This is a genomic window from Kitasatospora sp. NPDC001539 (genome assembly GCF_040298565.1).
Classification (GTDB): domain Bacteria; phylum Actinomycetota; class Actinomycetes; order Streptomycetales; family Streptomycetaceae; genus Kitasatospora.
In genome coordinates, this window is record NZ_JBEPAK010000210.1 from 1 (window position 1) to 12,426 (window position 12,426).

The 12,426-nt window shown below is 68.7% G+C and carries 3 protein-coding genes; 2 read left to right on the forward strand and 1 reads right to left on the reverse strand.

Annotated elements, in window-relative coordinates; all coding sequences use genetic code 11:
• Positions 1–289 precede the first annotated feature (289 nt).
• Entirely contained in the window at positions 290–2,365 is a 2,076-nt protein-coding gene (locus ABT247_RS25945) for a DUF2075 domain-containing protein (protein WP_350746568.1), read from the forward strand.
• 56 nt (positions 2,366–2,421) lie between these two features.
• Here the strand turns inward: ABT247_RS25945 and ABT247_RS25950 are convergent, their stop codons facing one another.
• The gene (locus ABT247_RS25950; RefSeq protein WP_350746571.1) at positions 2,422–2,550 is read right to left on the reverse strand and encodes a DUF6408 family protein; all 129 of its coding nucleotides are present in this window, start codon (positions 2,548–2,550) and stop codon (positions 2,422–2,424) included.
• Between the two features lie 1,385 nt (positions 2,551–3,935).
• On the opposite strand from ABT247_RS25950, the gene ABT247_RS25955 reads away from it, so the two are divergent.
• Positions 3,936–12,383 (forward strand): ricin-type beta-trefoil lectin domain protein, encoded by an 8,448-nt coding sequence (locus tag ABT247_RS25955; protein WP_350746574.1) that lies wholly within the window; start codon positions 3,936–3,938, stop codon positions 12,381–12,383.
• Positions 12,384–12,426 lie beyond the last annotated feature (43 nt).

The window sequence follows — 12,426 nt, forward strand, 5'->3', positions numbered from 1 at the left end:
GCGTCGGCGATGCCCACATCCGCCCTGCGATCGAAGCAGCTCCCGCTTACCCGGGGAGGACGCCCCCTCATCCGCCATGCGACCGGAGGTCCCGCGCGGCTGGACCTTCGCCCGGGATGAGAATGATCTCTTGATGTACGTATAACTGCTGAACATTGTGCACTGACGGCAGCTTCTGCACATAGGATCGCCGGTACTGTTTGCGGCCCGACAGGCTTCCTGCTGAGGACATGCCCCCAACCCGCACGAATCACTCGTGGTCTGGTCTGGGGGGAGTCCCTTCGTGCCCATGCTCCTGCTGAAGTTGTCGGCGCAGGATCTGCTCACTCTGAACTCGCGGCGCCGGATGGTGCCGCATCTTGCCGAACGGTGGCGAAAGTTCCGGGAGCACGAGGCTTCGGAGACGGAGCGTGTCGCGTGGGCGGAGAGCCTGATATGTCTGGCGAACGACTTGGTCGCCGCTGATCGTGGCAATGTGCAGATGGTCGTCGAGTGTGCCGCGACCGTCGACGAGGACATCAAGGGGAGCAGTCCCAGGCTCGTGGACGTCGTTCTGGTGGGTCGCCATCCGCGCGAGAATCGGCCGTCCGTCCAACTGGTGGAGCTGAAGCGTTGGTCGACGGTGACGAGGGTCGAGCGGGCCATTGCGGACCAGATCTACGTGGCAGGCCTGGCGAGGCCCAAGAAGCACCCTGCGCTGCAACTGCGCGAGTACTACCAGGCGTTCACGGGCAGTCGGGGCCCCTTTGGCGCGGTCGACATTGAGTGCGGCGGTTTTGCATACCTGCACAACGCCACCGAGGACTCGGTCCGTCCTCTGATCGACGTGGACGCACCGACGGGTGTTTATGCACGGGTGTACACCGGTGATCGTCGCCGCCAGTTGGTCACCGACCTGCAAGCACACTTTGCCGCCGACGGCGGCGGCACCGAGGCCGAGTTGCTGCTGCAGGGCATCGGTGTGCGCAACGCACCGCTGCTCGACGCGATGATGTGGTCCCGGGGCACGGACACGGTCTTCACCCTGCGCGGGCGTCAGAAGGAGGTGGCCGATCAGATCCTGGAGACAGCTGCCAAGGTACTGCCCTCCTCGGAGCAGCCTGCGCTGGTTCCGGACGAGCGACGAGTGGCTTTCCTGGTGACCGGTGGCGCAGGTACCGGCAAGAGTGCTATCGGTCTGCAGATCAAGGCGGAGCTGGAGGCAGTCGGCCGAAACGTCAATTACGCCAGCGGGAGCAGGGCGTTCAACGCGGCGATGCAGGAGCACGTCGGCGTCGGGGACCGGGAGTTCAAGGAGACCTTCACCTACTTCTTCGACTACGTCACGACGCCCGACCCGCTGCTGGATGTGCTGATCTGTGACGAGGCACACCGACTCCGTGACCGCTCCGAGAACCGGTTCTGGCCGCCGGAGAAGCAGGGATCTCGGCCGCAGATGGACGAACTCCTCGATGCGTCCAGGCTGACGGTGTTCTTCCTCGACGAAGGCCAGGTCGTTCGTCCGAAGGAGGTCGGTACGGTCGACCTGATCCAGCAGGCGGCTGAGCGGCGCGGAGCCAAGGTGGTGCGGTACGGGCTCCGTGAGCAGTTCCGATGCGGTGGCAGTGACGCGTACGTCCGCTGGGTGCACGCGCTGCTCGGTATGTCGGATGACGAACCTGAGCCCTGGACGCCGGACGGCTTGATGCATGTCGAGGTGGTGGACACGCCGGACGCGCTGAGCGACATCATCCTCGGCGAGGAGAGCGCCGGGGCATCCGCGCGGATTGTTGCCGGCTACTGCTGGCCTTGGACCGAGCCTCTGGGCCGGGAGAAGCGACTAGAGCGGGATGTCAGGATCGGTGACTGGCACCAGCCGTGGAACGCGAAGAGCGACAGCTTCTGCGCGGACGGCGCCCCGCCCGGTGTCAGGTGGTCGATGCACAAGAACGGCATCGGCCAGATCGGCTGTGTGTACACCGCGCAGGGCCTCGAGTGGGACTGGTGCGGAGTGATCATGGGCGATGACATGGTGCGCCGAGGTGACCAGTGGATGTTCCAGAGAGGCAAGGAGACGGAGAAGTCGGCGCAAGGCGTGAGACGGGTGAAAGTTCCAGGGTCGCTTGATCCGAAGGTCAGCGCGAGCAGCGTCGGTGACGAGGAGTTCGCCCGCCTGATTCGGCACGCCTACCACGTGCTGATGACCCGGGCCAGCCGGGCGACAGTGCTCTATTCCACGGACGACGAGACCCGGGCTTACCTCAAGGGCCTTGTCGGGGAGACCGAGATCCACGGATTGCGGCCGACCCGGGAGAGCTTGCCATGGCATCACGCCCGTCCGAAGCGGGGACGGAAAAAGCCCAAGAACGACCTTCGGTTGTTTTGACGGAAGGTGTGGAAACGTGGAAGTGGCGGGCTCGCCGGGCCCGCCACTGACCTGCGTCAGAAGAGCAGGTGCGCCACCGAGGTCAGCGTCGCCACCAGGACGTTGGAGGCGACTCCGACGGCGATGTCGGTGAGGATCTCGCGGATCCGTCCACGACGCGCAGGCTTGTACTCGATCGAAGTCATGCGGCCATCCCCAGGTAGTGATGTCGGAATGGCAGGGGGCACCCTACCGGGCAACCACGCTCACGTCAGACGTTGACCAACTGACGGGCACAACCATTCATCAATCGCGGCCTGTTGAGGGCAGACGGAACCTGGGCCTCGTACCCTCCGGGAAGGTGCGCAGCGCGCAGCGATGCTACCGCATGGACACGCTTGGCGTCGGGGATCAGCGAGCAGAATTTCGCAGAGCGCACGTCGGTCCGCCGCCATACCCCGAAGGGGCAGAGGCTGCCCATCGTCGCGACCGAGTATCGCAACGCCGACTGGGAGGCCAGCGCTGCGGAGGACTCGGCGGTGGCGGTTGCCCTTCGAGGTGGCCGAGGATCGCAACGGGTAACGGACGTCAGTGATCGCAATGGGCCGGCCAGGGTTGGCGGTCGCTCTGTGGGGCAGGCTCGGCTTGCACTCCCGGTGCGGAGGCGAGCTGGACCCCGGAATGCGAGTGGCGATCGTTCATTGGAGTGGCCGACTGGCCGCTCTAACCGCGAACGTGCGGGCGCCAAGAGGTGGGGGCATGGATGAGTCATCGCGGCGGAATGGGCGAGTTGGGAGAGGTGGGGCTAGGGGACTTGCCGGGGACCACTCGTTGTTCACCGCTACCTCTGAGGAGCTTTTCGGTGAACGAACAGCGCGGGGTGTCTACTGTCTGACGTGCAGCGGTGGTTACGCCCGGGTGATCGGTGCCGCGCGACGTGGTCGATGAGGCGGTCGCAGTGTGCGGGCGGCAGGCCCGGCGGGCGGGCGGGAAGCTGCCGTCGGGTTCATGTCCTTCTTCGGCATCAGGCGAAGCTTCACCCACGTGGTCACGGTCATGGGCTGGCGGCGCTGATCACGTTCACCGTGCTGCTCGTCCAGCGGCTCAACCAGCCGTTCGACGGCCTGCTCGCCGTTGATACGTCAGCCTTCACCCGGCGCTTCCCGCTGCCGTAGTACGGAAGTCGTCGTGACCCCACCGTGGCCGTGGTGACGGCCGGTCGTCCCTCCTGCGGGTACGCGTGCCCGCCACCGGCAATGCCCGAGAAAAATACCGGCAAAGAACAATCGCGGCTCTGCCTCGAAATGCCTGACAGCAGGTCAGAAAATCTCTCACTTTCCAGGCAAATCGCTACCAATCAACACCGTGCGGAGGTAATCCGTTACAAAATCTTCATCCCGGCTGGTCATGGGCCCTCTCTCGGGGGTGAGAGATTGGCATTCGGCTCCAAACAAGCCTTTACCAACAATGGCAATCTCTTGAGAGAGTCTTGATGTCACGACGGTCTCAGGCCTCGTCCGGTTCCACGGACGGGGCCTTCTCCACGCGCAGGGCGCGGCGAATAGCCGCGCTCCTGACACTCGGTCTGCTGGTGCAGACCGGCGTAGCGGTGGACGCGCTCACGGCGCCCCCCGCCATCGCCGCGCCCACACCACCCGCACCCCCGGTCGCCCCGGCCACCGAGGCGCCGGACGAGGCGTCGGCCCTGCTGACCGCCCGACTGCAGAAGCGGCGCATCGAAGTCACCGGTGCCCGGACGGAGTTCACCACCCTGTGGGCGAACCCCGACGGCACCCTGACCTCCGACCGGTCCACCGGGCCGATCCGGATGAAGGTCGGCGAGGCCTGGGTGCCCGTCGACACCACCCTGGTGCAGACGCCGGACGGCAAGGTCGCGCCGAAGGCGCACCCGGGCGGAGTGGTCTTCGAGGGCGGCGACGCCGGGGTGACCGTGGGCGACAGCCTGCCGAGCGCCGCTGCGGCGAGCGCTGCTCCGGGCGCTGCTCCGACCGCGCCTCCCAGCGCGGCGCCGACGACGCCCGCTGCCACGCCGTCAGCGAGCAGCTCCGCTCCGCCGACCGCCTCGCCGTCGGCTGCCCCGTCGGCGTCCGGTTCTGCCTCCGGTTCGGCCTCCGCGTCGGGTTCCCCGTCGGCTTCCGCGTCGGGCTCCGCCTCCGCCGAGCCGACCCGGGCCTCCCGCAACGGCGCCCGCGCCGCAGCGGACCCGGCCACCGCCCCGAAGCCCGCTGGCGACAAGCCCGCTGACGACAAGCCCGCCGACGTCAAGCCCGCCGAGCGCGACCTGGTCAAGCTCGGCTCCGGTGAGCAGCAGGTCACGTTCGGTTGGCTGGGCAAGCTGCCCAAGCCCAAGCTGGAGGGCAACAAGGCGACCTACGTCGACGCCCGGCCCGGCGTGGACCTCGTCCTGGAGGCCACCCGGACCGGTTTCGAGCAGTTCCTGGTCGTCAAGGACCGCGCCGCCGTCGCCCAGACCGGCACCGTGACGATCCCGCTCGACACCACCGGCCTCACCGTCGCCCCGCAGCAGGATGGTTCCATCCAGCTGCTCGACAAGGCGAGCGGCAAGACCACGGTCCGGATCCCGGCCCCCGTGATGTGGGACGCCGCCGTCGACCCGGCCTCGCAGGAGCACCTGAACCGCGGCGCGGTGACGATGGAGCTGCGCGGCGAGGGCGCCGGCACCGAGTTGGTGTTCACCCCGGACGCGGCCTTCCTCACGGACGAGAAGACCCAGTTCCCGGTCACGATCGACCCGGTGGTGGACGTCGGCACGACCTTCGACACCTACGTCCAGACCAACGAGAACATCGACGCCTCCGCGTCGACGGACCTCAAGCTGGGCAGCTACGACGGCAAGACCGTGGCCCGGTCGTTCCTGACCATCCCGGGCGGCCCGTTCAACGGCAAGCAGATCCTGAACGCCACGCTGCACCTCGCCAACTACCACTCCTCCTCCTGCACCCCGAAGCAGTGGGAGGTCTGGAACGCCCGCGGCGCCGCCGGGTGGACCCGCTGGAGCAATCAGCCCGCGATGGAGAAGAAGTGGGCCACCTCGAGCGACACGTGGGACGTGAAGAACGACGGTGACAGCTACGACTGCTACGCCCCGGACGGCTCGTTCTGGGCCAATGCCGACGTCACCGAGATGATCCGGTACTTCGCCGGGTTCGGGTACAACGACTACGGCTTCGCCCTCAAGGCCGCCGACGAGTCCAGCAGCCTGTCCTGGAAGCGGTTCAGCTCCGCCGAGGGCTACTGGCCGCCGTTCGTCTCGATCACCTACAACACCGTCCCGGCCACTCCGGGGACGGTCGAGGTACTGCCGTCGCAGCAGGGCAACCCGCGCTACACCTCGGACGCGAACCCGCGGTTCCAGGTGCAGGCGGCCGACCCCGACGGCGATCCACTGAAGGTCTACCTGGACCTGTGGCGCGGCGGCACCTTCCTAGGCAGCATCGTCCGGGACACCCCGAACGGCGCCATCGCGACCGTCCGCCCCTCCGACTACGGCATCGCCAGGCTCGACGAGGGCGTGCAGTACTCGATCTGGGCCATGCTCGACGACGGCAAGTCCCGCTCCGGCTGGGTGGGCACCAACGTCGTCGCCGACACCGTCAAGCCCGGCACGCCGTTCGTCAGTTCGGCCGACTACCCGTCCGACGACCTGTGGCACGGCACGGCCAACCAGCCGGGCTCGTTCACCTTCTCGCCCGCACCGGGCACCGACGACACCGCGGCCTACGTCTACACCCTGGACGGCGGCACCCCGGTGACCGTCGCCGCCACCGGCTCGCTGACCACCTCGATCACGCCCACCACCGAGGGCCGCCGTGTCCTGTCGGTGCAGTCCAAGGACCGCGCGGGCAACCTGTCGCCGCCGGCGAGCTACGTGTTCCGGGTCGGCCAGGCGGGCATCAGCTCCCCGGTCAACGGCACCCAGAGCGCCAAGCGCGTCAAGCTCTCCGTCGACGCGCAGACCCAGTTCAAGCGCGTGGTCTACCAGTACCGCCGCGGCCCCGGCGCCACGGAGTACAACGTCCCGCGCACGAACCTCACCAAGGCCGACAACACCCCGGTCACCGAGGACAAGCCGCGCCTCGCGGACCTCGGCCCGCACGCCAACTGGAACGTGCTGGACACCCTTGGCCAGGTCGGCGGCGTCGTCCAGGTGCGCGCCGTGCTGTTCCCCGAGGACGGCTCCGGAAGCGGCTACACCACCGTCTGGAACACCATGACGGTCGACCGCAACGCCGACGGCGCCGCGAGCGACAACATCGGCCCCGGCTCGGTCAACCTGCTCACCGGTGACTACTCCACCGACGTCACCGACGCCGACGAGTTCGGCATGTCGGTCAAGCGCGTCACCTCCTCCCGTGACCTCGGCCGCGGCTGGCAGCCCCAGGGCGAGCGGCTGACGGCCAACCAGCGCCAGATCGGCACCGACACGGTGGGCTTCACCCCGGGCCAGGCCAACCTGGCCCGATCCACGGCGCGCGGCCACGACAGCTCCACCGACTCGCTGCTGATCACCCCGGCCGCCTCCGGCTGGGACTCCTTCGCCGCGCTCGGCCCCGAGTACACCATGGGCCAGGGCATGAAGCCCGGCCGCACCTACCGGCTCACCGGCTGGATCTACGTCCCCGGTGCCACCGGTCTGGACAACCCGCTGGCCAACCGCGGCCTGCGCCTCGTGGGCGTGTACCGCACCCCGGCCGGCTACGGCGAGACCGCCTCGCCGAAGGCCTCGTTCACCGACGGCTGGCAGCAGCTGACCGTCGACATGGTCGTCCCGGCCGACGCCACCGAGGCCTGGTTCCGCCTCTACAACGGCAACGCCGCCGGCAGCGGCAAGGAGGTCTACTTCGACGACCTGTCGCTGAAGGAGATCGTCGCCCCGTTCGGCCCCCAGTGGGCCGGCGGACCCGACGCCGGGACCGGCGGCGACTACCGCTCGCTGTCCTTCCCCCAGTCCGACCTGGTCGAGATCAAGGGCAACGACGACACCTCGCTGACCTTCGCCAAGGGCAACGACGGCACGTTCTTCCCCGAGCCCGGCGCCGAGGCCATGAGCCTCAAGGCCGTCCCGGCCAAGTCCGGCGCGATCGTGCTGTCCACCTCCGGCCAGTGCCTGGAGGTACCGAACGGCGCCGCCGGCAACGGCGCGCGGCTTCAGCCCGCCCCCTGCACCGGCGCCGCGAACCAGCAGTGGACCCGGGGCGACGATCTCACCCTCCGGCTGCTCGGCTACTGCCTGGACAACCCGTGGGGTCAGGTCGACAACGCCACCCCGCTCACCCTGTGGGGCTGCAACGGCGGCGACAACCAGCAGTGGGAGGTCCGCCCCGACAACACGGTGATGAACCGCCACTCGGGCAAGTGCCTGGACGCCGACAAGGGCGCCTCGATCTGGGTCTGCTGGGCCGGCCCCAACCAGATCTGGGACGTCCAGACCGCCGGCACCACCTACGAGCTGACCGAGCTCGACGGCTCCAAGACCGTCTTCGCCCGCCAGGCCGGATCCAGCATCTACCAGGTGGTCAGCGAGACGGGACCCGACGCCGCGTCGACCACCCGCTACCAGTACGACACCACCGACGGCCGCTCGCTGGTCAAGCGCGTCATCCCGGCCGTCGAACCCGGCGTCGACGACGCCAACGGCTGCACCGTCGACCCGCTGCCGCGCGGCTGCGAGGTGATGGAGTACGACTACGCCAAGGCCACCACGGCCACGGCATCGGCCCCGGGTGACTACCTGGACCGTGTCCGGGGCGTCAAGGTCTGGTCCTGGAACCCGGCCACCTCCAAGCAGGAGGCCGTCGAGGTCGCCCACTACGCCTACGACGAGCGCGGCCGCCTGGTGCAGGTGTGGGATCCGCGCCTGGCCTCGCCACTGAAGATCGAATACGGCTACGACGACGCCGGCCGGGTCACCCGGATCCGTGCCGCCGGCGAGCAGCCGTGGAACCTCGACTACGGCAAGGCCGCGGCCGACCAGGACCCGGGCCGTCTCCTGAAGGTCCGGCGCAACACCCTTGCGCCGGGTACCAAGGACCAGGTCATCAGCGAGAACGCGACCAACCTCGTGTACGAGGTGCCGCTGACCCGCGGCGCGGGTGGACCGTACGACCTCTCGGGGGACGAGGCCCTCAAGTGGGCGCAGACCGACGTGCCGACGGACGCCACCGCGGTGTTCGGCTCGGAGGACGTCCCCGCCGTCAACACCGCCACGGCTGCCAAGCCCGGCCCGGACGGCTACAAGCCGGCCACCGTCCACTACCTCAACGCCTCCGGCAACGAGGTCAACACCGCCGTTCCGTCCGTCACTCCCGACGGCGACATCAGCACCTCCGAGTACGACCGCTACGGCCACGTCGTGCGCTCCCTCTCGGCGACCAACCGCTCGATCGCGCTCGACAGGCACCCCGACGCCGACAAGTTCGCCGCCGAGCTGAACCTGCCGAAGGACTCCGCCTCGCGGGCCCGTCTGCTGGACTCCCGCACGACGTACTCGGCCGACGGCATCGACGTCCTCGACACGCTGGGCCCGGCCTACCGCGCCTCGCTCGCCGAGGAGGTCAGGGGCCAGACCGCCCCGGTCTCCGTGACCTCGGAAGCGGAGAAGCTGCCGCAGCTGGGTACCAACACCAAGGTCCAGGTCGACAGCGACTGCTGCGGTCTGACCTGGTCCGGGGGCGCCCAGCTGAGCATCCGCGGCACGGCGGCGGGCGCCTTCGCCAGCATGCGGGTCAGCGTCCCCGAGGAGGGCGAATACATCCTCTCCGGCCAGCTGACCAAGAACAACGACCACGGCATCGTCCAGTTCGCGGTCGACGGCAATGACGTCAGCGAGCGGATCGACACCTACAGCGCGAACGCCGCGGTGGCCCCGTTCACGGCCGGCAAGCCGGTCAGGCTGGCGCGGGGCGACCACGAGCTGAAGGTCGGCGTCGTCGGCACCAACACGGCCAGCGGCGGCGAGCGGTTCCACACGGGCCTGGACACCGTCACCCTGACCAAGACCACCGTCAACCCCGCGCTCCCGGCCGGCACTTCGGTCGTCGCGCGGGACCACAACACCAACACGTACGACGAAGGGAAGCCCGACGGCCAGGCCTATCACCTGGTCACCACCGCCACCGACGGCGCCCGGATCGACGGCTACGCCGACGACGTGGAGCTGCGCGTCACCAAGCACGGCTACGACGCGCCGGTCGGCGGCACACCCGGGTGGAAGCTGAGGAAGGCGACCTCCGTCACCACCGACGCCCTCGGTGCCAAGCTGACCGCGACCGTCAAGTACGACGCCTCGGGCCGGGCGCAGGAGTCCCGCAAGCCGGGCTCCACGGGCACCGACGCCGGTACCGTCAAGTCGGTGTTCTACACCGCCGGTGCCAATCCGGACGACAACGCCTGCTCCGGTCGACCCGAGTGGGCGGGCCTCCCGTGCGTCACGACGCCGGGCGGTGCGGTCACCGACGCGGACACGAGTCGGATGCCCGCCACCCTCCCCGTGAAGCGGATCACCCGCTACTCGCCCTTCAACGCGCCGGAGGAGACAACCGAAACCAACGCGGGCAAGTCCCGCAAGACCGTCACCGCCTACGACGAACTGGACCGCGTCCTCTCGACCGAGATCACCTCGGACGAGGGCAGACCACTGCCCAAGGTCACCGTCGAGTACGACCCGGCAACCGGCGAGGCGGTGAAGACCACCGCCGGCGGCAAGTCCCTCACCCGGGTCATGGACTCCCTCGGCCGACTGATCTCCTACACGGACGCCGACGGCGGCACCACCACCACGGAATTCGACCGCTACGGCAAGCCGGTGAAGGTGAGCGATCCGACCGGATCCACCACCTACACCTACGACCGCGCCAAGGAGCCGCGCGGGCTGGTCACCTCGGTCAACGACAGCGTCGCGGGCGAGTTCACCGCCAAGTACGGCCCCGACGGCCAGCTGGTCGAGCAGACGTACCCGGGCGGGATCACCCGGAAGGACACCTTCAACGCGGTCGGAGAGGCCACCAGCCGCAGCTACGCCCGCAGTTCCGACAACACGGTGATCTGGGCCCAGACCACCGACATCTCCACCCAGGGCCAGGTGGCCAAGGACACCAGCTCCACCGCCACCCGCTCCTACCAGTACGACCGGCTCGGCCGGCTGGTGAAGGCCGAGCAGACCACGGTCGCCACCGGCTGCGTCACCCGCCAGTACGCCTTCGACGCCCACTCCAACCGCCTCTCCAAGCAGACCTCCCCGCGCGGGGCGGCCGGCGAGTGCAGCACGGCCGGGGCCACGGCGGAGAACCACACCTACGACAGCGCCGACCGGCTCACCGACGCCGGGTTCACCTACGACGCCTTCGGGCGCACCGTGAAGACGGCCACCGGCGCGACCAACACCTACTGGGCCAACGACCGCGTCGCCGCCCAGGAGAAGGGGGACACCAAGCAGGAGTGGGCCGTCGACGCCGCCCACCGTCTGACCGCGTTCACCACCAGCAAGAAGCAGGCCGACGGCACCTGGGCCAACGCGACCTCGAAGCTGAACCACTACGGCGACGACTCCGACCAGGTCCGGTGGACGGTCGAGGACACCACGCTCGGCACCCTGACCCGCAACGTCTCGGGCCTGGACGGCAGCCTGGTCGCCACCACCAGCAAGACCGGTGACGTCCAGCTGCAGCTGACCAACCTGCTCGGCTCGGTGGTCGTCAATACGGATACCGCACTGACCAAGCCCACGGTGCTGGACTTCGACGAGTTCGGCATCCCCCAGGACGGCCAGGCCAACGTCCGCTACGGCTGGCTCGGCGGCAAGGAGCGCTCCGCGGAGGCCCTGGACGGCGACATCCTCATGGGTGCCCGCCTCTACAGCCCGGCCCTCGGCCGCTTCCTCCAGGTCGACCCGGTACCCGGTGGCAACGCCGGCGCCTACGACTACTGCACCGGCGACCCGATCAACTGCACCGACCTCGACGGCAACTGGGGCATGCCCAAGTGGCTCAAGAAGACGGTCGAGGTCGTCGCCAAGGTCGCCGAGGTGGCGTCCTACATCCCCGGACCCATCGGTGCCGTTGCCGCCACCGTTTCGGCAGTCTCCTACGCCGCCACGGGCAACTGGGAGAAGGCCGCGGAAATGGCCGTCACGGCTGTCGCGCAGACCGTCGGGGCCGGCCCGGTCGTCAAGTCCGTCGCAGCAGCAGCCAGAACGACCAGGGTGGCGGCGAAGGCCGGTAGGGCGGCCGGCGCCTCCAGGATGCTGAGCAGGGCCACCTGCAACTCCTTCGACCCGGACACCTTGGTCCTGATGGCCGACGGCACCCAGGTGCCGATCGCCCAGGTGAACGTCGGCGACTACGTTGCCGCCGTCGACCCGGAGTCGGGCACGACGACGGCCCAACCGGTGCTCGGTGTCCTGGTCGCGAACACCACCAAGCACATGGTCGACATCAAGACCGATCAGGAGCCCACCACCTCGGGCATCCGCGCGACGTCCTACCACCCGTTCTGGGTCGCCGGACGGGGATGGGTCGACGCCATCGGCTTGAAGCCGGGTGACCGCCTGCTTTCGCCTGACGGCAGCGGTCCGACCGTCACGTCCGTGGTCGACGAGGGGGAGCTGCCTTCGCAACTCGTCTTCAACCTCAACGTCGGCGATGTCCACACCTACGCCGTGTCCGACGGCGTAAACAATGTCGTCGTCCACAACGCCAGCTGCCCCATCCCGCGACGGGTGTGGGCGAACCACATCTACACCGGGCACATATCGAAGGCGACCCAGAAGCTCCGCAGCAAGTTCATCGGTGATCGCGCGGAGGTCCGCGGACTCATCGCCGACACCATCCGCACGGGCACACGGGCGCGCTCGACCCTCGGCCGAGCGGGCCACACGTACGAGAAGACGTACGACCGCCAGGTCGGAGTGCAGAGGAATCTCAAGGGAAGGGTTTCGAAGAAAAAGCGAGTCCGAGTGGTCGTCGTGAGGGGTAAGGTGGTGACGGCCTACCCGTTCTAGAAATTCCCAGGGGGGGTGGGGGGCGGGGGGGTTAGGACACCCC

What these genes read in the sequence shown, in the direction of transcription:
- ABT247_RS25945 (WP_350746568.1), top strand. Translation starts at nt 290, where the DNA reads ATGCTCCTGCTGAAGTTGTCGGCGCAGGATCTGCTCACTCTGAACTCG.
- ABT247_RS25950 (WP_350746571.1), bottom strand. Translation starts at nt 2,550, where the DNA reads ATGACTTCGATCGAGTACAAGCCTGCGCGTCGTGGACGGATCCGCGAG.